The sequence below is a fragment of the Citrobacter sp. Cpo015 genome (assembly GCF_030333035.1).
GTDB classification, from domain to species: domain Bacteria; phylum Pseudomonadota; class Gammaproteobacteria; order Enterobacterales; family Enterobacteriaceae; genus Citrobacter; species Citrobacter portucalensis.
The window spans coordinates 368,095-394,067 of record NZ_JAOWGS010000039.1 but is presented as its reverse complement, the minus strand read 5'-3'; the positions used below and the strand labels follow the sequence as shown (position 1 = coordinate 394,067).

The 25,973-nt window shown below is 53.1% G+C and carries 26 protein-coding genes and 1 other annotated feature; of the genes, 15 read left to right on the top strand and 11 right to left on the bottom strand.

What is annotated here, in order from left to right; genetic code table 11:
- Positions 1–24: 24 nt before the first annotated feature.
- From yidZ to OGY67_RS23820, 8 genes are all read right to left on the bottom strand, one after another.
- Positions 25–984 (bottom strand): HTH-type transcriptional regulator YidZ, encoded by a 960-nt coding sequence (gene yidZ, locus OGY67_RS23490; protein WP_003827051.1) that lies wholly within the window; start codon positions 982–984, stop codon positions 25–27.
- Positions 953–2,134 carry an MFS transporter gene (locus tag OGY67_RS23485; protein WP_032945462.1) on the bottom strand — a complete coding sequence of 394 codons (1,182 nt, stop codon included), beginning with the start codon at positions 2,132–2,134 and terminating at the stop codon, positions 953–955. Before OGY67_RS23485 ends, yidZ begins: the two co-directional genes overlap by 32 nt.
- Before the next feature lie 182 nt (positions 2,135–2,316).
- A complete protein-coding gene (gene mnmE / locus OGY67_RS23480) occupies positions 2,317–3,681 on the bottom strand; it encodes a tRNA uridine-5-carboxymethylaminomethyl(34) synthesis GTPase MnmE (RefSeq protein WP_032945460.1) in 1,365 nt (454 codons plus the stop codon).
- A 105-nt stretch (positions 3,682–3,786) separates the two neighbouring features.
- A complete protein-coding gene (yidC, locus tag OGY67_RS23475) occupies positions 3,787–5,433 on the bottom strand; it encodes a membrane protein insertase YidC (protein WP_003827058.1) in 1,647 nt (548 codons plus the stop codon).
- A gap of 2 nt (positions 5,434–5,435) precedes the next feature.
- Positions 5,436–5,693, bottom strand: coding sequence for a membrane protein insertion efficiency factor YidD (gene yidD / locus OGY67_RS23470; RefSeq protein ID WP_003023846.1), 258 nt, complete (start codon positions 5,691–5,693; stop codon positions 5,436–5,438).
- Positions 5,657–6,016: a ribonuclease P protein component gene (rnpA, locus tag OGY67_RS23465; RefSeq protein ID WP_003844432.1), complete on the bottom strand. Its 360-nt coding sequence runs from the start codon at positions 6,014–6,016 to the stop codon at positions 5,657–5,659. The genes yidD and rnpA overlap by 37 nt, the downstream gene beginning before the upstream one ends.
- A 17-nt stretch (positions 6,017–6,033) precedes the next feature.
- A complete protein-coding gene (gene rpmH / locus OGY67_RS23460; protein WP_003023858.1) occupies positions 6,034–6,174 on the bottom strand; it encodes a 50S ribosomal protein L34 in 141 nt (46 codons plus the stop codon).
- 228 nt (positions 6,175–6,402) lie between these two features.
- Entirely contained in the window at positions 6,403–6,483 is an 81-nt protein-coding gene (locus tag OGY67_RS23820; RefSeq protein WP_418221920.1) for a hypothetical protein, read from the bottom strand.
- Positions 6,484–6,780: 297 nt separating this feature from the next.
- On the opposite strand from OGY67_RS23820, the gene dnaA reads away from it, so the two are divergent.
- From dnaA to OGY67_RS23420, 8 genes are all read left to right on the top strand, one after another.
- A complete protein-coding gene (gene dnaA / locus OGY67_RS23455) occupies positions 6,781–8,184 on the top strand; it encodes a chromosomal replication initiator protein DnaA (RefSeq protein ID WP_003827078.1) in 1,404 nt (467 codons plus the stop codon).
- Between the two features lie 4 nt (positions 8,185–8,188).
- A complete protein-coding gene (gene dnaN, locus OGY67_RS23450) occupies positions 8,189–9,289 on the top strand; it encodes a DNA polymerase III subunit beta (RefSeq protein WP_003023863.1) in 1,101 nt (366 codons plus the stop codon).
- A gap of 138 nt (positions 9,290–9,427) precedes the next feature.
- Positions 9,428–10,501 (top strand): DNA replication/repair protein RecF, encoded by a 1,074-nt coding sequence (gene recF / locus OGY67_RS23445; protein ID WP_286574619.1) that lies wholly within the window; start codon positions 9,428–9,430, stop codon positions 10,499–10,501.
- A gap of 28 nt (positions 10,502–10,529) precedes the next feature.
- A complete protein-coding gene (gyrB, locus tag OGY67_RS23440; protein WP_256433710.1) occupies positions 10,530–12,944 on the top strand; it encodes a DNA topoisomerase (ATP-hydrolyzing) subunit B in 2,415 nt (804 codons plus the stop codon).
- 210 nt (positions 12,945–13,154) lie between these two features.
- Positions 13,155–13,967, top strand: a complete 813-nt coding sequence (gene yidA, locus OGY67_RS23435; RefSeq protein ID WP_008786541.1) for a sugar-phosphatase — start codon at positions 13,155–13,157, stop codon at positions 13,965–13,967.
- Positions 13,968–14,138: 171 nt separating this feature from the next.
- Positions 14,139–15,149: a hypothetical protein gene (locus tag OGY67_RS23430; RefSeq protein WP_284878893.1), complete on the top strand. Its 1,011-nt coding sequence runs from the start codon at positions 14,139–14,141 to the stop codon at positions 15,147–15,149.
- Positions 15,146–16,276, top strand: coding sequence for a BamA/TamA family outer membrane protein (locus tag OGY67_RS23425; protein WP_462562373.1), 1,131 nt, complete (start codon positions 15,146–15,148; stop codon positions 16,274–16,276). Before OGY67_RS23430 ends, OGY67_RS23425 begins: the two co-directional genes overlap by 4 nt.
- Complete coding sequence (locus OGY67_RS23420; RefSeq protein ID WP_286574615.1) at positions 16,273–17,400, top strand: DUF4056 domain-containing protein; 1,128 nt, start codon at positions 16,273–16,275, stop codon at positions 17,398–17,400. Before OGY67_RS23425 ends, OGY67_RS23420 begins: the two co-directional genes overlap by 4 nt.
- Here the strand turns inward: OGY67_RS23420 and cbrA are convergent.
- Entirely contained in the window at positions 17,389–18,534 is a 1,146-nt protein-coding gene (gene cbrA, locus OGY67_RS23415) for a colicin M resistance lipid reductase CbrA (RefSeq protein ID WP_286574614.1), read from the bottom strand. The genes OGY67_RS23420 and cbrA overlap by 12 nt on opposite strands.
- A 99-nt stretch (positions 18,535–18,633) precedes the next feature.
- On the opposite strand from cbrA, the gene OGY67_RS23410 reads away from it, so the two are divergent.
- A complete protein-coding gene (locus tag OGY67_RS23410; protein WP_284878896.1) occupies positions 18,634–19,860 on the top strand; it encodes a YidR family protein in 1,227 nt (408 codons plus the stop codon).
- Position 19,861: 1 nt separating this feature from the next.
- On the opposite strand, the gene OGY67_RS23405 is transcribed toward OGY67_RS23410, so the two are convergent.
- A complete protein-coding gene (locus OGY67_RS23405) occupies positions 19,862–20,194 on the bottom strand; it encodes a YceK/YidQ family lipoprotein (protein WP_003023879.1) in 333 nt (110 codons plus the stop codon).
- Positions 20,195–20,431: 237 nt separating this feature from the next.
- Positions 20,432–20,504, top strand: a sequence feature (ROSE (Repression Of Heat Shock gene Expression) occurs in the 5'-region of heat shock genes and acts as an RNA thermometer to modulate expression.).
- On the opposite strand from OGY67_RS23405, the gene ibpA reads away from it, so the two are divergent.
- From ibpA to OGY67_RS23375, 6 genes are all read left to right on the top strand, one after another.
- Positions 20,498–20,911 (top strand): small heat shock chaperone IbpA, encoded by a 414-nt coding sequence (ibpA, locus tag OGY67_RS23400; protein ID WP_003023882.1) that lies wholly within the window; start codon positions 20,498–20,500, stop codon positions 20,909–20,911. Its footprint overlaps the feature before it by 7 nt.
- Before the next feature lie 92 nt (positions 20,912–21,003).
- Complete coding sequence (ibpB, locus tag OGY67_RS23395) at positions 21,004–21,432, top strand: small heat shock chaperone IbpB (RefSeq protein ID WP_003827096.1); 429 nt, start codon at positions 21,004–21,006, stop codon at positions 21,430–21,432.
- Between the two features lie 123 nt (positions 21,433–21,555).
- Positions 21,556–23,217 carry a putative transporter gene (locus OGY67_RS23390; RefSeq protein WP_048227364.1) on the top strand — a complete coding sequence of 554 codons (1,662 nt, stop codon included), beginning with the start codon at positions 21,556–21,558 and terminating at the stop codon, positions 23,215–23,217.
- Positions 23,218–23,402: 185 nt separating this feature from the next.
- Complete coding sequence (locus tag OGY67_RS23385; protein ID WP_003023888.1) at positions 23,403–23,750, top strand: YidH family protein; 348 nt, start codon at positions 23,403–23,405, stop codon at positions 23,748–23,750.
- On the top strand, positions 23,740–24,102 hold the full coding sequence (locus OGY67_RS23380; RefSeq protein ID WP_032945444.1) for a DUF202 domain-containing protein: 363 nt from the start codon (positions 23,740–23,742) through the stop codon (positions 24,100–24,102). Before OGY67_RS23385 ends, OGY67_RS23380 begins: the two co-directional genes overlap by 11 nt.
- A gap of 14 nt (positions 24,103–24,116) precedes the next feature.
- Positions 24,117–24,629 carry a radical SAM protein gene (locus OGY67_RS23375; protein ID WP_003827104.1) on the top strand — a complete coding sequence of 171 codons (513 nt, stop codon included), beginning with the start codon at positions 24,117–24,119 and terminating at the stop codon, positions 24,627–24,629.
- Positions 24,630–24,641: 12 nt separating this feature from the next.
- Here the strand turns inward: OGY67_RS23375 and dsdA are convergent, their stop codons facing one another.
- The gene (gene dsdA, locus OGY67_RS23370) at positions 24,642–25,964 is read right to left on the bottom strand and encodes a D-serine ammonia-lyase (protein WP_003827105.1); all 1,323 of its coding nucleotides are present in this window, start codon (positions 25,962–25,964) and stop codon (positions 24,642–24,644) included.
- Between the last annotated feature and the right edge of the window lie 9 nt (positions 25,965–25,973).

Below are 25,973 nucleotides of genomic sequence, written 5' to 3'. Positions count from 1 at the left end.
TAGCAACACCAAAATGAAGGATCTTCAGGAGATATCGCGATAAAGCGCCTTGATCGTGTCTTTTAGCCAGACGATCTTAGGATTGTGGCTGTTGCGTTTATGCCAAAGAAGAGTGAACGGTACGCGCATTTTTTCCAGTTGCGCCGTATCAAATGGCATTGGCCGTGCAACGAGTGGAAGCTGGTGGAGTTGGTTATAACGCTGGCAATAGACCGGTGCGGTGGCTATCAGCGCGTGATCCGGCTGCGCGGCCATAAACAGCGATTGCTCAAAACCGGGCAGACATAACGCGATATTGCGTGCGCGTCCCATTTCTTGCAGGACTTCATCCAGCGCCCATGTATCGCTTTGCTCCCAGCTAATGCTGATGTGCGGATAGCGCAGAAAGGTGTCCAGATTCCACTCTTCCTGCAGTGCGGGATGATCTTCACGTAGCCAGACGCAGGGCAGATCGGAAAACAGCACTTCATGGTCGATCGACAATGGCAACAAACTCAGCAGTTCGCGCGAACGCGGATGGCTTTCGCGCCCGGTAAAGCCAATATCCACTTCACCGCGAATAATGGCATCCAGCGAGTCATAGTCCCAGTTGCGTATTTTGATTGTTGCCTGGGGATAGCGCTGATAAATCTGCTGGGAGAGCGCATTGAACATGATCATCACTAACGGCGTTTCGGCCGCCAGATCAAACTTCAGCCCGCGTGGAGACTCATGGTGCGGCTTATCGAGCAACTGATTGCCCATCTGCATCCATTCAGCAAGGCTCTGCTCCATGCTGACCATCAGCGGCGTCGGTGATAGCCCCAGCGGGGTGTTCACAAACAAGGGATCGTCAAACCAGGTCCGCAGCTTCGACAGCGACTTACTGACCGCCGACGGTGTGACGTTCATCCGTTTGGCGGTTTTAGTGACGCTGCGTTCCTGCATCAACAGCTGCAGGCAGAGCAATAAATTAAGATCGAGACTGCTGAGGGATTTCTTCATGAGTTGGCGCGGACCGGTTAGGTGCAACAGTGATAATCAGCATGATACTCACTATGCTACAGCCAATCAGAATCCCGATCAGCATATTCAGCGCATCAAGGCCAAGAACCGCCGCCAGCCAAATCCACAGCGAGGAACCGCAAACCTGGGCAATACCTAATGCCGAGCTGGCGACGCCCGCGCGCAGCGAGAACGGCCCAAGCGCCTGGCTCATCGCAACACCGAAGCCGACCGAGAATCCGGCGCAGATTAACGTCAGCCCGAAAAGCGTTACTGCGTGTGAAGTGGCAAGGGTTAACACCACGCCGGCACACAGAAACAGCACCTGTGAGGTCAGCATCAGAACGCGGGGCTTAAATACGCTCAGAGCAAATGGCGTAGAGAAAGAGACCGCCATACTGATGCCTGCGGTCATGGCCATCGTGGTGGCATACTCACCACGGTCGAAGCCCATCACTTCCATCAGCAGCACCGGAGACGTATTCACGAAGGTCAGGATCACCGACACGCTGAGGGTGGTAATGGCCAGACGGCTTAAGAAAAAGCGGTTTACCAGTGATTCGGTCGTGTGGTTCTTTTCCGTCGTCGCCATAAGCGTTGCTGGGCGCGATTCTCGCAGCACAAACACCGATAGCAGGCAAACAGCCACACCCATTCCCATCATCGTGTAGAACAGGCTCTGCCACGGGTATTTGAGCATGATCAGATGCCCCATCACTGGAGCCAACACCGGCACAATACAGGTAATACCGTTCAACAACGACAGCACCTTCGCCCGGCGGCGATCGTCGAGCGTATCGCGCAGGATAGCGAAAGCCACCACGTAGCAACAGCCCGCACCTACGCCCTGAATAAAACGACCTATGAGGAATGGCGTACCGCTTTCGGCGAAAGAACATAGCGCAGAGGCGAAAATAAAGATGAGTGCGCCGACTATGGCGACCGGTTTGCGACCTGACTGGTCGGCAATTTTACCGGCGAACAGCATCGCCGTCGCCATTCCTGCCAGATAAACCGAAAACGCGATATGCAGTTGCGCCTCGCTGGCCTGTAAATCGGCAGCAATACGGGGCAGCCCCACCAGATACATATCAATACCGGCAGGATAAAGAAGAACCAGGGCGAAACTGCAGATTAGAAAGCGTGTCATAGCGACCTCATAAGAAATGTGGCGCTAAGCATACGGTCAGAGAGTCAACTGCACGAGTTGCCATTTGGACAACAGTGATTTCCACATGGGAAATAGTTGTTGCCGGATGGCGGCGTAAACGCCTTATCCGGCCTACGGGGCCTGTAGGCCCGGTTAGCATCGCGCCACCGGGCAACACAACGTTACTTACCAATACAGAAGCTGGAGAAAATCCGTCCCAGCAGATCGTCGGAGGTAAACTCTCCTGTGATCTCACTGAGGTTCTGCTGCGCCAGGCGTAGCTCCTCAGCCAGCAATTCTCCGGCCCATGCTCCGAGCAGTTGGGCTTTACCCTGCTCGAGATGCTCCGCCGCTTCTGCCAGCGCCTGCAGGTGACGACGACGGGCCAGGAAGCCGCCTTCCATATTGGTTTCAAAGCCCATGCTCTGTTTGAGATGATTACGCAGTACGTCAACGCCTTCACCGGTACGCGCAGAGAGGCGAACCAGTGAGTGGCCATTTACTTCGCTAAGGCCCAGCGTCTCACCGGTAATATCCGCTTTGTTACGCACCACGGTGATCGGCAGTTTGGCTGGCAGACGGGCAATAAAGTCTGGCCAGATATCTGCCGGGTCCACGGCGTCGGTGGTGGTGCCATCAACCATAAACAGTACACGGTCGGCCTGTTCAATTTCCTGCCAGGCACGTTCGATACCGATGCGTTCAACTTCGTCGCTGGCATCGCGCAAACCGGCGGTGTCGATGATGTGTAGCGGCATGCCGTCGATGTGAATATGCTCACGCAGCACGTCGCGAGTAGTCCCGGCGATATCGGTGACAATGGCCGCCTCACGGCCAGCCAGCGCGTTCAGCAGGCTTGATTTCCCGGCGTTTGGCCGACCGGCAATCACCACCTTCATCCCTTCGCGCAGCAGGCTGCCCTGACGCGCTTCCGCACGCACGGCATCAAGATCGCTGATAACGCTGTTGAGTTGCGCTTCAATCTTGCCGTCAGACAGGAAGTCGATTTCTTCATCCGGGAAGTCGATCGCTGCTTCAACATAGATGCGCAGGTGAGTGAGCGCTTCCACAAGATGATTTACCCGTGCGGAAAATGCGCCCTGCAACGAGTTCAGCGCCGAGCGAGCGGCTTGCTCTGAGCTGGCATCGATCAGGTCGGCAATCGCCTCGGCCTGGGCTAAATCGAGCTTATCATTGAGAAACGCTCGCTCGGAGAATTCACCCGGTCTGGCAATGCGCAGCCCGGGAATGGTCAGAATACGTTTGAGCAGCAGGTCAAGAATCACTGGACCGCCGTGGCCCTGAAGCTCTAAAACGTCTTCGCCGGTAAAGGAGTTTGGGCCGGGGAACCACAAGGCAATCCCCTGATCCAGCGCGCTGCCATCCGCGTCTTTGAACGGCAGATAATCGGCATAACGCGGTTTGGGCAGTTTCCCAAGTACGGTTTCTGCGACCTCACGCGCTTTCAGGCCGGAGATACGCAGGATACCCACGCCACCACGTCCCGGTGGGGTGGCCTGAGCGACGATGGTGTCGTTATGGCTCATGGTTTGTCTCTTCTTAATGCAATAAAAAAGGCGGTCTAATGACCGCCCTTTACTTTATGTTCCGTTTGCCGGATGGCGGCTTCGCCTAATCCGGCCTACACCGAATCAGGAGTTTTTCTTCTCGCGGCTATGCAGGCCACGTTTCTCCAGACCACGGTAAATCAGCTGCTGCTGAATAATGGTTACCAGGTTGCTGACGATATAGTACAGCACCAGACCTGACGGGAACCACAGGAAGAACACGGTGAAGATGACCGGCATGAAGGTCATGATCTTCTGCTGCATCGGGTCGGTTACGGTGGTCGGAGACATCTTCTGAATGAAGAACATCGTCACGCCCATCAGAATCGGCAGGATGTAGTACGGGTCCTGTGCAGACAGGTCATGGATCCACAGGGCGAACGGCGCATGACGCAGTTCAATGGAGCCCATCAGCATGTAGTACAACGCCAGGAAGATTGGCATCTGGATGATCAGCGGGAAGCAGCCGCCCAGCGGGTTTACCTTCTCAGCTTTGTACAGGGCCATCATTTCCTGGCTCTGACGCTGTTTGTCATCGCCCAGACGTTCACGCATAGCCTGAATCTTCGGCTGCAGCATACGCATCTTCGCCATGGAGGTGTACTGCGCTTTGGTCAGCGGGTACATGATGCCACGAACGATAAAGGTGATAACGATGATGGAGAAGCCCCAGTTACCCAGGAAGCTATGGATCCACTTCAGCAGTTTAAACAGCGGCTGAGAAATGAACCACAACCAGCCGTAATCCACGGTCAGATCCAGGTGCGGTGCAACGGCCGCCATTTTATCCTGAATTTCCGGGCCGACCCACAGGGTGCTGGTCATCGCGCCAGTCTGGCCAGGCTGTACCAGTACCGGCTGTGATTTATAGCCGATAGCGGCAATGCCGTTACCCAGGTTAGCGGTATAGAAGTTGTTGGTGCCGTCGTTACGCGGAACCCATGCCGTTGCGAAATACTGTTGCAGCATTGCGACCCAGCCGTCTTTAGCATTGACGTTCAGGTTTTCGTTTTCAGCAATGGTGTCGAATTTGTATTTCTCATACTTCTCATCCGGCGTGGAGTACGCCGCGCCACGGAAGGTGTGCAGCGCAAAGTTGCTGCTACCGGTGTCGCGATGAGATGGCAGATTGATGGATTGCTTCAGCTGACCAAAGGTGGAGATTTCCAGCGGTTTTTCGCCGGCGTTCTGCACGCTGTAGTTAACGTTGACAGCATATTCACCACGCTTAAGAACAAACGTTTTAGTGAATGTGTTACCCGCTGCGTCAGTATAGGTCATCGGGATCTGCAGTTCGTTCTGACCGTCAGCCAGTACAAACGCGTCTTTATCGACGTTGTACAGCGGACGTGGGCCGTTAGCCGGGTTATCCGGGCCGTCACGACCTGTCAGGCCACTCTGTGCCTGGTAGATGAACTGTGGCGTGGTTTCCAGTAACTGGAACGGTTCGGTAGAACCGAGTTCTTTCGGGTAAGCTGGCAGTGAAGCCTGTTCCACATCACCACCACGGGTGTTGATGGTCAGATCAAGCACGTCAGTTTTAACCGTAATCAGTTTCCCCTGGCCACTGGCCGGTACGCCCTGGTCTGCGGCGCTACCCGCTGCGGTGGTCGTTGTCTGCGTGGTCTGTTGGGCCTGAGGTTGCGGGTTTTTATCCTGCTCCCAGGCTTGCCAGATCATGAAAGACACGAACAGCAAAGCGATGACTAAAAGATTGCGTTGCGAATCCATCGTTAGTGTTCTCTGGTATCAAATGGTCCGGGCGGGACGGGATCGTCACCACCAGGGTGTAAAGGGTGGCATTTTAATACGCGTTTCACCGTCAACCAACTGCCTTTTATCACTCCAAACCTGCGCAATGCCTCAATTCCGTAGCTCGAACAGGTTGGAGTGAAACGGCAATGCGGCCCAAGCAGCGGACTGATCAGGCGTTGATAGACCCGAATGAGGGCTATCAGGACCCGCGAGCCAGGCGACAATGGCGACGCCATAATTTTTCCAACGCTTCCGAGAGAGCACGGTTATCGAGGTCAGCAACCCCTTTTTTCGCCACCACCACGAAATCCATTGCTGGAAGCTCGTGCTGACGTAAACGGAAGCTTTCACGCGTCAGACGTTTAATCCGATTGCGTTCATGCGCACGTTTAACATTTTTCTTGGCGACTGTAAGACCGATACGGGGATGCCCCAGCGAATTCAGGCGGCCGAGGATGGTGATTTGCGGCGTGCCAGCCCGTTGTGGCTGCTGGAAGACGAATGTGAAATGAGTGGGAGTTAACAAACGTAACTCCCTGGGAAATGCGAGCTTAACCACTCAGGGGCTAGCTTTTATTACTTAGAAACGGTCAGACGAGAACGGCCTTTAGCACGACGACGTGCCAGAACCTGACGACCATTTTTATTAGCCATACGAGCACGGAAGCCGTGAGAACGGTTGCGCTTCAGTACAGACGGTTGAAAAGTGCGTTTCATGGCGATTTCTACCTAAACTTGAATAAATTCACTGACTTTTGCGTATACCCGAACGAATTTCGAACGACTTACGCCACAGTGTGGGTGATTAAAGAGGCCGGATTGTAATAATTGTACACTCCAGAGTCAATTCTCTTTCCTTATTTCCCGCTTTTTTCCGCATGGTTTCGCGTAAAAAACAGGCAGCGTTGACGCCGTAAGGCGACCGTTACTCGCTGGGGGTAAGAATTATACGGGCTGGTGGATAAAGCGCAAGGATCGCACGGGATCTTTATTAGATCGTTTAAGCAGTAAAGCATCTTTACTCATTAATTTTTTCAATATGCGCGCTAAAACCTGCAGCACTTCTCCAGGATCGTTTACACTTAGCCGATTCTGGATCATCCTGTGGATAAATCGGGAAGAATCTGTGAGAAACAGAAGATCTCTTTCTCAGTTTACGCTATGATCCGCGGTCCTGATCGTTTCAATGGATCCTGATCGGGTAAAAATTGCAGATAGCAATTCGCACGTCACCCTTTGCATAGGGTCTTGTCGATGTGCGTCAACAATCATGAATGTTTCAGCCTTTGTCATTTATCGACTTTTGTTCGAGTGGAGTCCGCCGTGTCACTTTCGCTTTGGCAGCAGTGTCTTGCCCGATTGCAGGATGAGTTACCAGCCACAGAGTTCAGTATGTGGATACGCCCGTTGCAGGCGGAACTGAGCGATAACACGCTGGCTTTGTATGCGCCAAACCGTTTCGTGCTCGATTGGGTAAGGGATAAATACCTTAATAATATTAATGGATTACTCAATAATTTCTGTGGAGCGGATGCCCCACAGCTGCGCTTTGAGGTCGGTACTAAACCCGTCACGCAAACGCTGAAAACGCCGGTCAACAATGTTGTTGCGCCCGCCCACGTGGCTCAGCAAGTGCAACCGCAACGTGCTGCTCCGGCGGCGCGTCCAGGCTGGGATAACGTCCCGGCTCCGGCAGAACCTACCTATCGTTCTAACGTCAACGTCAAACACACGTTTGATAACTTCGTTGAAGGTAAATCTAACCAACTGGCGCGCGCGGCGGCACGTCAGGTGGCGGACAATCCTGGCGGCGCCTACAATCCGTTATTCCTTTATGGCGGTACGGGTCTGGGTAAAACCCACCTGTTGCACGCTGTCGGTAACGGCATTATGGCGCGTAAGCCAAACGCCAAAGTGGTGTATATGCACTCCGAGCGTTTTGTGCAGGACATGGTCAAAGCCCTGCAAAACAACGCGATCGAAGAGTTTAAACGCTACTACCGTTCCGTTGACGCGCTGCTGATTGACGATATCCAATTCTTCGCGAATAAAGAGCGATCGCAGGAAGAGTTTTTCCACACCTTTAACGCCCTGCTGGAAGGCAATCAGCAGATCATCCTGACCTCGGATCGCTATCCGAAGGAGATCAACGGCGTTGAAGATCGTCTGAAATCCCGCTTTGGCTGGGGACTGACTGTCGCGATCGAACCGCCTGAACTGGAAACGCGTGTTGCGATCCTGATGAAAAAAGCCGACGAAAACGACATTCGTCTGCCGGGTGAAGTAGCGTTCTTTATTGCCAAGCGTCTACGCTCTAACGTACGTGAGCTGGAAGGCGCACTGAACCGCGTGATCGCCAACGCCAATTTTACCGGCCGGGCGATTACTATCGATTTCGTGCGTGAAGCGCTGCGCGATCTGCTGGCTTTGCAGGAAAAGCTGGTCACCATCGACAATATCCAGAAGACGGTGGCGGAGTATTACAAAATCAAAATTGCGGATCTGCTTTCTAAGCGTCGATCTCGCTCGGTAGCTCGCCCGCGCCAGATGGCGATGGCGCTGGCAAAAGAGCTCACTAACCACAGTCTGCCGGAAATTGGCGACGCGTTTGGTGGGCGTGACCATACTACCGTGCTTCATGCCTGCCGCAAGATTGAGCAGTTGCGTGAAGAAAGCCATGATATTAAAGAAGATTTCTCCAATTTAATCAGAACATTATCTTCGTGACGCTATGAAATTTACCGTTGAACGTGAACATTTATTAAAACCGCTTCAGCAGGTCAGCGGCCCGCTGGGTGGACGTCCTACACTGCCTATTCTCGGAAACCTGCTGCTGCAGGTTGCTGACGGCACGCTTTCGCTGACCGGTACCGATCTCGAAATGGAGATGGTGGCGCGCGTGGCACTGATCCAGCCTCATGAACCTGGTGCGACCACCGTTCCGGCGCGTAAATTCTTCGATATTTGCCGTGGATTGCCGGAAGGTGCGGAAATTGCCGTTCAACTGGAAGGCGACCGTATGCTGGTGCGTTCTGGCCGCAGCCGTTTCTCGCTGTCTACGCTGCCTGCTGCCGACTTCCCGAATCTGGACGACTGGCAGAGCGAAGTCGAATTCACCCTGCCGCAGGCGACGATGAAGCGCCTGATTGAAGCCACGCAGTTTTCGATGGCGCATCAGGACGTACGTTACTACTTAAACGGCATGCTGTTTGAAACCGAAGGGGAAGAGCTGCGTACCGTGGCGACCGACGGTCACCGCCTGGCGGTTTGTTCAATGCCTGTTGGTCAGCCGTTGCCAAGCCATTCGGTGATCGTACCGCGTAAAGGTGTGATTGAACTGATGCGTATGCTCGACGGCGGCGATAACCCGCTGCGCGTGCAGATTGGCAGCAACAACATTCGTGCGCACGTTGGTGACTTCATCTTCACCTCTAAGCTGGTTGATGGCCGTTTCCCGGATTATCGCCGCGTATTGCCGAAGAATCCGGACAAACATCTGGAAGCCGGTTGCGATATCCTCAAACAGGCGTTTGCGCGTGCGGCGATCCTCTCGAACGAGAAATTCCGCGGCGTGCGTCTGTATGTCAGCGAAAATCAGCTCAAAATCACCGCCAACAACCCGGAGCAGGAAGAAGCAGAAGAAATTCTGGATGTCTCCTATCCTGGTACAGAACTGGAAATCGGCTTTAACGTGAGCTACGTGCTGGACGTTCTGAACGCGCTGAAGTGCGAGAACGTGCGTATTCTGCTGACCGATTCCGTATCGAGCGTACAGATTGAAGATGCCGCATCACAATCTGCAGCCTATGTCGTCATGCCTATGCGCTTGTAAAGAATATCGGGCTATCTTACTTGTTATTCTGGCTCCGGGCAGTGCTCGCAATCCTCACGTACTTCAGTACGCTCCGGTTGCTGTGCGCTGGCCGTAACCAGACTAACTGCGACGATAACGCCCTGGTTATGAGTTGATATGTCGATATCCCGACTCCTGATTAAAGATTTCCGCAATATTGAAAATGCGGATCTCGCTTTATCCCCCGGCTTTAACTTCCTGGTTGGCGCGAACGGCAGCGGCAAAACCAGCGTACTGGAAGCTATCTATACGCTCGGCCACGGTCGGGCGTTTCGCAGTTTGCAGATTGGCCGCGTGATTCGCCACGAGCAGGAGTCGTTTGTTTTACACGGGCGTTTGCAGGGTGAAGAACGTGAGACGTCGATTGGCCTGACGAAAGACAAACTGGGCGACAGCAAAGTGCGCATTGACGGCACTGACGGGCACAAGGTCGCAGAACTGGCGCACCTGATGCCGATGCAGCTGATCACGCCAGAGGGGTTTACTTTACTCAACGGCGGCCCCAAATACAGAAGAGCATTTCTTGACTGGGGATGCTTTCACAATGAAGCCGGATTTTTCACCGCCTGGAGCAACCTGAAGCGACTGCTCAAGCAGCGTAATGCGGCACTGCGCCAGGTGAGTCGTTATGAGCAACTGCGCCCGTGGGATAGAGAACTTATCCCGCTGGCGGAACAAATCAGCACCTGGCGCGCGGAGTACAGCGCCGGTATCGCGCAGGATATGGCGGATACCTGCCAGCAGTTTCTTCCCGAGTTTTCGCTCTCCTTCTCATTCCAGCGCGGCTGGGAGAAAGAGACTGATTATGCCGAAGTGCTGGAACGCAGTTTTGAACGCGATCGCATGTTGACCTACACTGCGCACGGCCCGCATAAGGCGGATTTCCGCATTCGCGCCGACGGTGCGCCGGTGGAAGATACGTTGTCGCGTGGGCAGCTAAAGCTGCTGATGTGCGCCTTACGTCTGGCGCAAGGGGAGTTCCTGACCCGTGAAAGCGGGCGGCGCTGCCTGTACCTGATAGATGATTTTGCCTCTGAACTGGATGACGCGCGTCGCGGACTGCTGGCCAGCCGCTTAAAAGCCACGCAATCTCAGGTCTTTGTCAGCGCAATCAGCGCTGAACACGTTATAGACATGTCCGATGAAAATTCGAAGATGTTTACCGTGGAAAAGGGTAAAATAACGGATTAACCCAAGATAAAATGAGCGAGAAACGTTGATGTCGAATTCTTATGACTCCTCCAGTATCAAAGTCCTGAAAGGACTGGATGCGGTGCGTAAGCGCCCGGGTATGTATATCGGCGACACGGATGACGGCACTGGTCTGCACCACATGGTATTCGAGGTGGTAGATAACGCTATCGACGAAGCGCTCGCGGGTCACTGTAAAGATATCGTGGTAACGATTCACGCTGACAACTCCGTGTCCGTTACCGATGATGGCCGTGGTATCCCAACCGGTATTCACCCGGAAGAGGGCGTTTCGGCAGCGGAAGTTATCATGACCGTTTTGCACGCAGGCGGTAAATTCGATGATAACTCCTATAAAGTTTCCGGCGGTCTGCACGGCGTGGGTGTTTCCGTCGTTAACGCCCTGTCACAGAAGCTGGAACTGGTGATTCGTCGTGAAGGCAAAGTGCATCAGCAAACTTACGTGCACGGTGTGCCGCAGGCGCCGCTGGCAGTAACCGGCGAAACAGAATTGACCGGGACTCAGGTCCGTTTCTGGCCAAGCCACGAAACCTTTACCAATGTTGTTGAATTTGAATACGACATTCTGGCGAAACGTCTGCGTGAGCTGTCATTCCTGAACTCCGGCGTCTCTATTCGTCTGCGCGACAAGCGCGACGGCAAAGAAGACCATTTCCACTACGAAGGTGGCATCAAGGCGTTTGTTGAATATCTCAACAAAAACAAAACGCCGATCCACCCGAATATCTTCTACTTCTCCACCGAAAAAGACGGTATCGGCGTTGAAGTTGCGCTGCAGTGGAACGATGGTTTCCAGGAAAACATCTACTGCTTCACCAACAACATTCCACAGCGTGACGGCGGTACTCACCTTGCAGGCTTCCGTGCGGCGATGACCCGTACCCTGAACGCCTACATGGACAAAGAAGGCTACAGCAAAAAAGCGAAAGTCAGCGCTACTGGTGACGATGCCCGTGAAGGTCTGATTGCCGTTGTTTCCGTGAAAGTACCGGATCCGAAGTTCTCCTCACAGACCAAAGACAAGCTGGTCTCCTCTGAGGTGAAATCGGCGGTAGAACAGCAGATGAACGAACTGCTGAGCGAATATCTGCTGGAAAACCCGTCTGACGCGAAAATCGTTGTTGGCAAAATTATTGATGCTGCACGTGCTCGTGAAGCTGCACGTCGTGCGCGTGAAATGACCCGTCGTAAAGGCGCGCTCGACTTAGCCGGTCTGCCGGGCAAGCTGGCGGATTGTCAGGAACGTGACCCGGCGCTGTCCGAACTGTACCTTGTGGAAGGGGACTCCGCGGGCGGTTCTGCGAAGCAGGGCCGTAACCGTAAAAACCAGGCGATTCTGCCGCTGAAGGGTAAAATCCTCAACGTCGAGAAAGCGCGCTTTGACAAGATGCTCTCCTCTCAGGAAGTCGCGACGCTGATCACCGCGCTCGGCTGTGGCATCGGTCGTGACGAGTACAACCCGGACAAACTGCGTTATCACAGCATCATCATCATGACCGATGCCGACGTCGACGGCTCGCACATTCGTACGCTACTGTTGACCTTCTTCTATCGTCAGATGCCGGAAATCGTTGAACGCGGCCACGTTTACATTGCACAGCCACCGCTGTACAAAGTGAAAAAAGGCAAGCAGGAACAGTACATTAAAGATGACGAAGCGATGGATCAGTATCAGATCTCTATCGCTCTGGATGGTGCTACGCTGCACACCAACGCCAGCGCACCGGCCCTTTCCGGTGAGTCGTTAGAGAAACTGGTTTCTGAATACAACGCGACACAGAAAATGATTGGCCGTATGGAACGTCGTTTCCCGAAAGCGCTGCTGAAAGAGCTGGTTTATCAACCGACGCTGCCAGAAGCTGATTTGGCAAATGAACAGGCCGTTACCCGCTGGGTGAATGCACTGATTACCGAGCTGAACGAAAAAGAACAGCACGGTAGCCTGTGGAAGTTTGATATCCACCACAACGCAGAGCAGAACCTGTTTGAACCGATTGTGCGCGTCCGTACTCACGGTGTGGATACCGACTACGTTCTGGACCACGAGTTTGTGACCGGTGGCGAATACCGTCGTATTTGTACGCTTGGCGAGAAGCTGCGTGGGCTGATCGAAGACGATGCGTTTATCGAACGTGGCGAGCGTCGCCAGCCGGTTGCCAGCTTTGAGCAGGCGCTGGAATGGCTGCAGAAAGAGTCTCGTCGTGGCCTCGCTATCCAGCGTTATAAAGGTCTGGGCGAGATGAACCCGGAACAGCTGTGGGAAACCACCATGGATCCGGAAAGCCGTCGTATGCTGCGCGTTACCGTGAAGGATGCGATTGCTGCCGACCAGCTGTTCACCACGCTGATGGGCGATGCCGTTGAACCGCGTCGCGCATTTATCGAAGAGAACGCCCTGAAAGCGGCGAACATCGATATTTAAGCCAATCTGTAGGCCGGATAAGGCGGTTTACGCCGCCATCCGGCAAGACGTTGTATTGTGCCTGATGGCGCGTTGCTTATCAGGCCTTCAAACGACAACCAATCTACAAAAAGGGGAATCTCGATTCCCCTTTCTATCCCCCTTTTCGTAGCTGTTTTTTGAGCGGAATCGCGTTAGCATGAGGACGGACTCATTTAATCCGGGGAACTCATGGCTATCAAACTTATTGCTATCGACATGGATGGCACACTTCTGCTGCCCGATCACACCATTTCACCAGCGGTCAAAACGGCGATTGCCGCGGCACGCGCGCGTGGCGTGAATGTGGTGCTGACCACGGGACGCCCGTATGCCGGCGTTCACAGCTATCTGAAAGAACTACATATGGAACAACCCGGTGACTACTGCATTACCTACAACGGTGCGCTGGTGCAGAAAGCAGGGGATGGCAGTACCGTGGCGCAAACCGCGCTGAGCTATGATGATTATCGCTACCTGGAGCAGCTTTCCCGGGAAGTTGGCTCGCATTTCCACGCCCTCGATCGCAATACGCTGTATACCGCGAACCGTGATATCAGCTACTACACGGTGCACGAATCGTTTGTCGCGACCATCCCGCTGGTGTTCTGTGAAGCCGAGAAAATGGATCCCGCAACCCAGTTCCTGAAAGTGATGATGATTGACGAGCCGGAGATCCTCGATAAAGCTATCTCTCGTCTACCTGCGGAAGTAAAAGAGAAGTACACCGTGCTGAAAAGTGCGCCGTATTTCCTCGAAATCCTCGATAAACGCGTCAATAAAGGGACGGGCGTTAAATCGCTGGCCGATGCGTTAGGCATTAAAGCCGAAGAGGTGATGGCGATTGGCGATCAGGAAAACGACATTGCGATGATTGAATACGCAGGGGTGGGCGTTGCCATGGATAACGCTATTCCGTCAGTCAAAGAAATCGCCAACTTTGTGACGAAATCTAACCTTGAAGATGGCGTCGCCTGGGCGATAGAGAAATACGTCCTTTCCTGATGCGTGTTATGCCTGGTCTCGGCTGGGCATTAACATTAAAATGTTATAAAACATATATTTATATTATCAGATGTGAAACCGCACATTAACACCTCCACATAGTACGTAACTTCTATACTCTCCCTTCTTCTTTTATATCTGGGCAATTCTTGCCTGCTACTAAACTTTCTTATGACAAACACAAGCATCCGCGTGGTGTTGATAACGTCTTCCTGTCTGGTTTTTCATGCCAGTGCCGCGACGGATTCCAGCTCAACTATTACACCTCTCTTTGGCTATCAGGATGACGGTCTGTCTGCGCCTGTACCGGAAAAAACGACGGTTAAACCTGCCGAAAACCACACCATTTTGCCCTTTTTAGGCGATGAAGCGCGTAAGCGCGGATATGAACTACCGGCACCATTTGGCGTGAATATTAACTACATGAATATCCGACAAAATATTAATGTTGATAGTATTAACTTCAACGGTCTTTCCCTCGGTGGCCGCTCACTGGATAACGCGTTTAAAATTAGCGTCGGCAATACGCGTGAACGCAGTAAAACCGAAACGCTGAAGCTGGATGCCTGGCTGCTGCCGTTTATGAACGTCTATGGCCTGATTGGCTATACCGATGGCCACTCCGTTTCGCAAATAGGCGTCGGGATAAAAGGCCCCCTTAAAGACCGCACACCAAGCAGTTTGCAGAATCTGGCGTTTCAGCTCGATTTTAAAGGCACCACCTACGGCGTAGGGACGACGTTGGTCGGCGGTATAGGCAACTGGTTTACTGCTTTTGATGCCAACTACACCCAGACGCGGTTCGATATTCTGGATGGGAGTATTGACGCCTTAACTCTTTCTCCGCGCATCGGATATCGCTTTACCACCCCCAGTGTGGATGCGCTGCACCTGCCATCCGGAAAGTTGAATCTATGGGTTGGCAGTATGTACCAGGACGTGCAGCAAGAATTTAGCGGTAGCCTTAACGACCTCACCATGCCGTCTGAAACGCTGCAAAGACTCGTTGATATTGCCAACAAAGACGGCAATGGTCGCTTTGACGTTAAACAGCATCTGCAATCCCCCTGGAACGTGCTGGTGGGCGCACAGTATGAAATTACCCGGAACTTCAACGTCACGACCGAAATCGGCTTTGCTGAACGTAACAGTTTCTTCATGGCGGGAGAGTATCGCTTTTGAGCCGTCTTACCCTCTTCCTGCTGTTCAACCTGCTCTCCTGTACAGTGCGGGCAGCGTTGCCGAGTCGAGGCGAAGTTGACGGTTGGCTAAATAAGTTGGGTGCCAGTGATAGCTTTGACGCCAGCAAAGGCATTGACTGGGGCGTAATGCCGGGACCGTTTTATACCCCGGAGCTGGGGTTCGGGATCGGTACAGCGGTGGTGGGGATGTATCGCCCTGACCCGAATGATACGGTAAGCCAAAACTCGACGCTGACGCTCAGCGGCTATTTTAGCTCAACTGGCGCATTCGGTATCACGATGCAAAATTACGCATTTTTTGCCGACGATCGGTGGCGATTTTTTCTCAATGGCGCATTAACGGATACTCCAACCTACTACTGGGGGCAAGGTTTTAGCGCTGGGGATAAAGATAACCAAAAACAGCAATACACCGCTCAGGTTCTGGAGTTGCGTCCAACGTTGTATCGCCAGTTGGCACCCAATGTTTATCTGGGGCTTGGCTGGTCGCTGAACGCCCAGCACGCTACCCAAATGGACGATAACGATCCGCCCAACATTGAGCATACCGGGCAGGGGGCGTCGGTTCTCAGCTCCGGAAGTAGTGTCGAACTCAGCTGGGACGATCGTGATTTCGTTCCCAATCCGCGTAAAGGACAGTATGCCGATGTGCGCTATACCCGATTCACACCAGAGGTGGGAAGCGATACGCGATTTGATGAATATCAACTGCACTACAGCCGCTATCACTCGCTGGACGAGAACAATGTGCTTGCCTGGGAGATGGACGGCGCGTTTACCCAGGGCGATGTGCCGTGGAGCATGATGCCGCTGCTTGGCAGCAATCAGCGTATGCGCGGTTATTACGAAGGGCGCTACCGGGATAAAAACGCCGTCAGCGGGCAACTGGAGTATCGGCGGAAACTTGACTGGCGGCATGGTGTGGTTGGTTGGCTCGGTGCGGGCACGATGGGACCCTCTTTTCATGCGCTGGACGATGGACGCTGGTTACCGTCCGCCGGTGTGGGCTACCGCTTTGAATTTAAGCCCCGGGTGAATGTGCGTCTTGATTATGGGATTGGCAAAGGGAGCAGCGGTTTTTATTTTCAGGTTGGAGAGGCATTTTGATCAATAAGGTGGTGTTAATAGCGCTCTTATGGCTGGCAACGGCGATAGCCCGTGCGGCAATACCTGTAACTTTGCAGCTTGTTTCTGCAGAGGATAAGGCCCAGGGTACTGCCTGGCCGGTAGTTTTGCCCCTCCCTGCACCTCAGGGATTACGTCCGTGCTGCGCGTTTGGCTACGACCTGCACGCACAGGTACTGCATATGCCGGTGCCATTTTATGAACTTGATAATGTTGTCACGATCGATAGCATCGGCGAGCACCGCTATAACGATAGCCTACTGTTAGGGCTAGCGAATCTGGCAGGGATCGGGCATGAGAATAACGGCATAGTGTATACCGCTCGCGGTGGCTTCATTGATACCGCACATGTCCGTGATACCGCAGACATGACGGCCTGGCTCTTTAGCCATCTTCTTCCACGGCTTGGTCAATCATTTACGCTGCGTCTGGATGATGAGCTTGCGCAACGGCATGTCGTATTTAACGCTTTCACCCCCCCCACAGAGCCTGCTGATCGTTACGCGCTGGCGGCATGGATGGCCGCGCATCTGGCGTTTCAGCTCGCTGCCTGGCATGAAATTGCGCAATGGTATGGTTTTGAGTCCGTCCCTGGATTTTCAGAGGAGGTTTCTGCATTTTCCCCGGAAGATCTCTACTCAAATTTGTTGGGTGCCAGAATTGCGGTATCGCTGATCCTCAATGGGCAACTGGCAACAACGGAAATGTACGATGCGGCGATGAACAACGCGCTGCGCCAGGCGTTGATGCAATTGGGGGCAAAACCGGAAAAAATCACACGCTTTCAGTTTGATATGCTGGATGGCAAATGGTGGAACAGCCAGCGTCGGGTACCAGAGAAATATTTGGTTCTGCACAGAAACTATGATGTGAGTGACTCGCGTTTACCGACGTCGGTACCGGGTGAACAAGCCTCGCCATTGAGACTGATGTTGCCACATCACTGGCGAGAATATTCCCTTGATGCGTTGGCACAACTCGAACTTTGGCCTGGCCGTACAATGGAGCGACTGCCTACGCCTGGTTCCTGGTACACCGCCGCCAACTTTCCCGCGCTGGCTACAGTGGCACAATGCCGTGACAGCGAGGTGAACTCAGTCCCTTAAGAAAACGCGCCACAATGTCATTGCCTTACTACGTTTTCTCTCACGTTTTTCTTTCGCTGGCGGGTGACTTTCAGATTTTGCCAAGGGAATATGCGCAACGCCGCTACGCATAATCCATTTACGGGAAAATGCCGACGTCAGGGCCCGGCTTTTCAGGATTTTGCCATACAGTTTGAGACGTAACTTGTGGGTGGCTTTACGGTAAGCGTGATTCATATCTGGCGTATCCCGCAGCAGTACCGATTTGAGGATCTCCGCGCTGTCCAGCGCATAGCTAATCCCTTCCAGCGAGCTGGCGCTGATAAAACCGGCCGCTTCACCAATCAAAAATGCGTTGTCCTCGCCGCAGACGAAGTCTTTCCAGCGTGAGGGGAATAGCACCGTACATTTTTCACTTTTCACCGGTTTGCCGAACTGGAAATGGAACGCTTCCAGCTTCTCTTTCAGCGCGTCAAAGCGTGCCTGTCCGTCCTTCATGGGGTAGGCGCCACCAAAGATAAAATAGCCATCTTTGCTGATACTCCAGGAATAACAGTCAGTTGCATCGTTATCAAAAATACAGGAATAGAACGGCACGGGATGCTTTTCCGCAAACCATTGTTGAATAGCGACATATTTACGGATTTGGTGCTGTGGATAGAGATGACGGCGCACCAGTGAGTTCGCACCGTCTGCCCCCACCAGATAACGTGCAGTTATCTGCTGTTCCCAACCGTCGGAGCGGAAGATAACATGCCATTTATCGCCCTCGCGCCAGATTTTCCGGCACAGGCTGTCGTGATACACCTGCACATCATCAGGGATGAGAGATTTAAGCCATAAATCAAAAGCATGGCGGTTGATATTAATGTAGTTGCGCTGGTAGTTACGCGTCAAAGAAGCGGCAACATCAACCGTTTTAACGCTAAAAATCTGCGGGTTGGCGATGACATCAACGGGTAAGGTTATCCCGTCGCGGATAAACGAACGCTGGGCGTCCGGGGCCAGCAGACCGCCGCAGGGTTTAGTGAAACCTTCGTTGCCGCACTGGCGTTTTTTATCCAACGCAATCATGCGCATTTTTCCGCTCAACTGTCGCGCCAGCGCTGCGCCTGCCGGACCTAAACCGATAATCGCTACGTCAAAATGTTCCATCTTTCTGTCCGCAAAAATGAAGATGGCGATACGCTAAAGCCTGAAAGTGAAGTGCTTGTGAAGTATGATTGTTTTAATCGTCTTGTATCAGGGCATCTCATGAAGCAAATCACCTTTACGCCGCGTAATCATCAGCTTACCAATATCAACACCTGGACATCGGACAGCCAGTGGCTGGTCTTTGATGTGCGCCCTTCCGGCGCTTCCTTTACCGGTGAAACAATTGAGCGCGTCAATATCCATACTGGCGAGCTGGAGGTGATTTACCGGGCTACTCAGGGATCGCACGTTGGCGTGGTGACCGTTCATCCAAAGTTGGAAAAATATGTATTCATTCACGGGCCTGAAAATCCTGATGAAACATGGCATTACGACTTCCATCATCGTCGTGGGGTGATTGTTACGCAGGCTGGGGTGGAGAATCTGGATGCAATGGATATTACTGTGCCCTATACGCCAGGTGCGCTGCGCGGCGGGAGTCATGTGCATGTTTTTAGCCCGAACGGTGAGTTTGTCAGTTTCACCTATAACGACCATGTTCTGCATGAGCGCTCTCCGGCGCTCGATTTACGCAACGTCGGTGTGGCTGCACCGTATGGTCCGGTGAAGGTCTCCGCGCAGCATCCGCGTGAATACAGTGGCAGCCATTGGTGCGTGCTGGTGAGCCAGACGACACCAACGCCAAAACCGGGTAGCGATGAGATTAACCGCGCCTATGAAGAGGGCTGGGTTGGAGAAAACAGGCTGGCGTTTATCGGTGATACGCTATCAGCCACTGGCGAGAAAGTACCGGAGCTGTTTATTGTTGATTTGCCACAGGATGAAAGCGGCTGGAAACAGCCGGGGGACGCGCCTCTGGAGGGGACTGACATGACCATGCCTGCGCCACCATCCGGTATTCGCCAACGCCGTCTGACGTTTACCCATGAGCGCGCCTTCCCGGGGCTGGTGAATCAGCCTCGCCACTGGGTACGCAGTAATCCAAAGGCATCTGAGATTGCGTTTTTAATGCGTGATGACAACGGTATTGTACAGCTATGGCTGATTTCCCCACAGGGTGGATCGCTGCGTCAGCTTACCCAGTGCGCTACGAATATTCAGTCAGCCTTTAACTGGCACCCATCGGGGAAATGGCTGGGATTTGTACTGGAGAACAGAATTGCCTGTTGTGATGTTCAAACGGGCGAGATTTATTTTTTAACGGAACGTCATGATAACCCGCCGTCGGCCGATGCGATCGTCTTCTCCCCTGATGGTCGACAGGTTGCGTGGATGGAAGACGTCGAGGGTTTCCGCCAGCTGTGGGTGACTGAAACCGGGCGTTAATTTATGGAGCAGACATTTCTGCCGGGGGAATAACGGCGTTCGTGGCCTGAGTTCTCTCCTCGCTTTTTTCTACGCGGGATCTCACCGAGTTATCTTTGCGAAAGAGATCCCAAGGTAGCAATACCGTATCGAGCACCGCGGTAAAAGGCATATCCAGAATCGCCAGCGACTTGGTTCCCCAGTTTGTATCACTTTCGCTAATCATTGTGGCACTGGCTCGCGTGCCAGGATACGTCCCTTCTTTGCCACCTGTATGCGACATGATGCTGGAACAACCGCTTACAAACGCCATCCCACTACACATCGTCAGTGTTACCAACATTTTTTTAATCATCATTTATTCATCTGTATTTATCGTGTTTGCATGGTGAGTTAAAGCGATCCGTTGCGAAAATAACATCACCATTTCGTCGCACTGTGGCGGCCATCGCGATTTAACGAGAACAACTGCTCCCCCAGTGTATGCAATAGACAACAAACTGCAAAAAAAGTCAGATGAATACGCTTGAAAAGTTTGTATTAAGACCCATTTTTAGAGTGTAGACAAATGAAGGGCATGCCTGATGGGTGTCCTGGCTACCTGACCTGTCCATGATGGAAGGTCAATTATTCTCGCTGATTTCAGGAGCTATTGATTATGCGTAACTTTGATTTATCCCCGCTGTACCGTTCTGCTATTGGTTTTGACCGTCTGTTTAACCTGCTGGAAAACAATCAGGGCCAGAGCAATGGCGGCTACCCTCCGTACAACGTTGAGCTGGTAGACGAAAACCATTACCGCATTGCAATTGCCGTTGCCGGTTTTGCTGAAAGCGAACTGGAAATTACTGCCCAGGACAATCTGCTGGTGGTAAAAGGCGCCCATGCGGACGATCAAAAAGAACGTACTTACCTGTATCAGGGTATTGCCGAGCGCAACTTTGAACGCAAGTTCCAGTTAGCGGAGAACATTCATGTTCGCGGCGCAAACCTGGTAAATGGTCTGCTGTATATCGATCTTGAGCGCGTGATTCCTGAAGCGAACAAACCGCGCCGCATCGAAATCAACTAATTCTGTAGGCCGCTTCAGGCGGCCTTGCTAAGTCATCGGCTTGCCGTCAGGGAGCCGAAAGGTACCTACTCGCTTCTTAGAAGGAGATTATTATGCGTAACTACGATTTATCCCCACTGCTGCGTCAATGGATCGGTTTTGACAAACTGGCCAATGCCTTGCAAAACACCGGTGAAAGCCAGAGCTTCCCGCCTTATAACATCGAAAAGAGCGATGATAACCACTACCGCATTACCCTTGCGTTAGCCGGTTTCCGCCAGGAAGATCTGGATATTCAACTGGAAGGCACGCGCCTGACCGTGAAAGGTACGCCGCAGCAGCCGGAAAAAGAGACCAAATGGTTGCATCAGGGGCTGGTCACTCAGCCGTTCAGCCTGAGCTTTACGCTGGCTGAAAATATGGAGGTCTCCGGCGCAAGCTTCACTAACGGCTTGCTGCATATTGATTTGACCCGGAATGAACCTGAAACCATTGCTCCACAACGTATCGCCATCAGCGAACGTCCTGCATTAGATAGTTAAATAGCTCCATGCCTTTGCCCCGCCAGAAATGACGGGGCTTTTTTGTGCTTTACCACCCATACATTGCGACTGTACTCTGCGAGAATCCATTTACTTAATGATGTTATTCACAGGGAACAGGATATGAGTGATATAGCATTGACGGTCAGCGTTCTGGCATTGGTGGCAGTTGTCGGGTTATGGATCGGCAACATAAAAATACGTGGTGTGGGTTTTGGCATTGGAGGCGTGCTGTTCGGCGGTATTATCGTCGGGCATTTTGTCGATCAGGCAGGGATGACCCTGAGCGGCGACATGCTGCATTTTATTCAGGAATTTGGCCTGATTCTTTTCGTCTACACCATTGGTATTCAGGTGGGGCCGGGCTTTTTTGCTTCTCTGCGCGTTTCGGGCCTGCGGCTGAATCTGTTTGCTGTGCTGATTGTCATCATGGGTGGCCTGGTCACCGCGATCCTGCATAAGATTTTTGCCATTCCTCTCCCTGTGGTGCTGGGAATATTCTCTGGAGCGGTCACCAATACCCCGGCGTTAGGTGCGGGGCAGCAAATTCTGCGAGATTTAGGTACGCCTGGCGACGTAGTTGACCAGATGGGGATGAGCTATGCCATGGCTTATCCTTTCGGCATCTGCGGAATTTTACTGACCATGTGGCTGATGCGCCTTATTTTCCGCGTTAACGTCGATGCTGAAGCCCAGCAGCATGAATCCACGCTGACCAACGGGCACGCACTGATTCAGACGATGAACATCCGCGTGGAAAACCCAAACATCAACAATATGGCGATTCAGGATGTCCCGATTCTGAACAGCGACAAAATCATCTGCTCGCGTCTGAAACGTGACGAGACATTGATGGTGCCGTCGCCAGGGACTGTTATCCAGATGGGCGACCTGCTACACCTGGTCGGACAGCCTGCTGACCTGCATAACGCGCAGGTGGTGATTGGGCAGGAGGTAGACACATCGCTGTCTACGCGAGGTACCGATTTACGCGTCGAACGCGTGGTGGTGACCAACGAACAGGTGCTGGGTAAACGTATCCGCGACCTGCACTTTAAAGAACGTTACGACGTGGTGATTTCCCGCCTGAACCGTGCGGGTGTTGAGCTGGTAGCCAGCAGTGACGCCAGCCTGCAATTCGGGGATATCCTCAATCTGGTGGGGCGTCCCGCGTCCATTGATGCCGTTGCCAATGTTGTGGGTAACGCGCAGCAAAAACTGCAGCAGGTGCAGATGCTGCCGGTATTTATCGGTATCGGGCTGGGTGTTCTACTGGGTTCAATCCCGCTGTTCATCCCGGGGTTCCCGGTGGCGTTGAAACTGGGGTTGGCCGGCGGGCCGCTGATTATGGCCCTGATCCTGGGGCGTATTGGTAGCATCGGTAAGCTGTACTGGTTTATGCCTCCCAGCGCTAACCTGGCGTTGCGAGAGTTGGGTATCGTGCTGTTTCTTGCGGTGGTGGGTCTGAAGTCAGGCGGTGATTTTGTCGATACCCTAACACAGGGAGATGGCCTGAGCTGGGTGGGTTACGGTATTTTCATTACCGCGATTCCGCTCATTACCGTGGGCTTGCTGGCGCGAATCTTTGCCAAAATGAACTATCTGACGCTGTGCGGCATGTTGGCTGGCTCAATGACCGATCCCCCGGCTCTGGCGTTTGCTAATAACCTGCATGCCACCAGCGGGGCAGCAGCGCTCTCCTACGCGACCGTTTATCCGCTGGTCATGTTCTTGAGGATTATCACCCCGCAACTGCTGGCGGTGCTCTTCTGGGGATTAGGTTAAAACTGACGTATCCGGCCTGCATCTCCTGTAGGCCGGATAAAACGCAACTCACCATCCGGCATTACAAACACCCTCTCTCTTTCCCATTGTCTCATCACCCGACTCGCCCTCTCGTTTGAGAATCAGGTTCATACTCCTTAACTGTTCCGGTATAACGACCAGACAACAATATTTAAGGAGCTGTCATGAAGATTTCTCGCCTTGGAGAAGCACCGGATTATCGCTTCTCACTGGCAAATGAGCGTACTTTTCTGGCGTGGATCCGCACCGCGCTCGGATTTCTGGCGGCGGGGGTTGGCCTTGATCAACTGGCCCCGGATTTTGCCACGCCGGTCATCCGTGAGGCACTTGCCTTGTTGCTGTGTCTGTTTGCCGGCGGTCTGGCGATCTACGGCTACCTGCGCTGGCTACGTAACGAAAAGGCGATGCGACTGAAAGAGGACTTGCCCTACACCCACAGCCTGCTGATTATCAGCGTCATGCTGACTATTGTGGCGGTGATTGTCATGACGCTGGTGCTGTATGCCGGATAGCCGCAAATCCCGACGCATCGCTGACCCAGGGTTACAACCGGAGCGGACTTCACTGGCCTGGTTTCGCACGTTGTTGGGCTATGGCGCGTTAATGGCGCTGGCGATTAAGCACAACTGGCACCAGGCGGGAGCGTTGTTCTGGATATCGGTAGTTGTGCTGGCGATAGTGGCGATTATCCTCTGGCGCTACACTCGCAGCCGTAATCTGATGGATGTGAGTCATAGCGATTTTTCTGAATCTCGCGCGGTGCGTGACAAATTTATGATCTCCCTCGCGGTGTTATCCCTCGCAATGCTGTTTGCTGTAACGCATGTTCGCCAACTTATCGTATTTATCGGGAATTTTGCATGACAGGATGTGAGAACATGGATGTTAGTGATGATGTTTTAAACGTGGTGATTGACCATCAGAAGTGTTTACAACCGGTTGAAGTGTACCGTGGTTTGCAACAAGGAAATGTTCGCCTGGTACAGTTTATTCCGCTGGTTAAGCACGATGGTTCAGGTCATCTGACAGACGAATCGGTTACGTCTGAGGCATGGGGCCGATTTTTAATTACGATATTTGATATCTGGGTACGTGAAGATATTAATCAGATATCTATCCAGCTTTTCGATAAAACGCTTCGCCAGTGGTGTGGTCTGACGGCACAGATTGAACGACAGACCATGTCATCAATGAATACGCGTTGCCAGACATGCTCATTGTTTCAATATTACCATGGTGATTGTCCTGCGTACTGCGAGGAAAATGGAAAGGGCGTGCTGTGTGCAGGCTATCAGGCTTTCTTCAGCCACACCGCACCGCATATGCGCGTGATGCGTGACCTGCTTAAGCAGCATCGCTCACCGATGGAGCTGATGGCGATGCTGCGTTAAGCTCAGCGGTATTTAACGTCCTTTGGCCAGATACTGCGCCATTTCATCTTCCGGGACCATTCCACCGCCGGTCGCCCACACCAGGTGGGTGGCGTTATTGAGCTGATCCGCGCTGAAGCCGTGCATGTGCTGATAGTCAGCAGAGGCGCAAACGTGTTGCGGACCGGCCATCCCTGCCAGCGCTGACGGTTCGAGGCGAATACCTTCTTCCTGCGCCAGCCAGCCCAGCATATCGTACATCGTCTGATCGTCCAGGGTGTACAGACCGTCGAGCAGACGTTCCATTGCCCGGCCAACAAAGCCAGACGCACGGCCGACAGCCAGCCCATCAGCCGCAGTCAGGTTGTCGATGCCAATATCCTGCACGGAAATCGTATCGTGCAGCCCGGTATAAATCCCCAGCAGCATGCACGGTGAATGGGTTGGTTCTGCGAAGAAGCAGTGCACGTTATCGCCAAACGCCAGCTTCAGGCCAAACGCCACGCCGCCAGGGCCACCGCCGACGCCGCATGGCAGGTAAACAAACAGTGGATGGTCTGCATCCACCACGCGCCCCTGCTGGGCAAACTGCGCCTTTAAGCGCTGTCCGGCCACCGCATAGCCTAAAAACAGCGTGCGCGAGTTTTCATCATCGATAAAGAAGCAGTTTGGATCGGACTCCGCCGCCTTACGGCCCTGTTCAACCGCCACGCCGTAATCTTCTTCATACTCCACGACCGTCACACCGTGACTGCGCAGTTTGGCTTTTTTCCATGCGCGGGCGTCGGCCGACATATGCACCGTCACCTTAAAGCCGATACGGGCGCTCATTATACCGATCGACATGCCGAGGTTACCGGTGGAGCCTACCGCGATGCTGTACTGGCTAAAGAACTGTTTGAATTCGGGCGAAAGCAGAACGCTGTAATCGTCTTGTGTGGTCAGCAGACCGGCTTCCAGCGCCAGTTTTTCCGCGTGGGTCAGTACTTCATAAATGCCACCACGGGCTTTAATCGAGCCAGAAATTGGCAGGTGACTGTCTTTCTTCAGCAGAATTTCGCCATTGATGCGCTGCCCGTACTCTTTCTCCAGCCGCTTTTGCATGGCCGGAATCGCGGCCAGCTCAGATTCAATAATGCCGCCGGTGGCCGCGGTTTCCGGGAATGCCTTTGCCAGGTACGGCGCAAAGCGCGTCAGACGGGCGTGAGCATCCTGAACATCGTGCTCAGTCAGGCCAACATACGGTAAACCTTCCGCAAGAGAGGTGGTGCCAGGGTTAAACCAGGTTGTCTCCTTGAGAGCAACCAGATCTTCCACTAAAGGATACTGGGCGATAAGTGTTTGAATGTTTTCCATAGTCAGTCT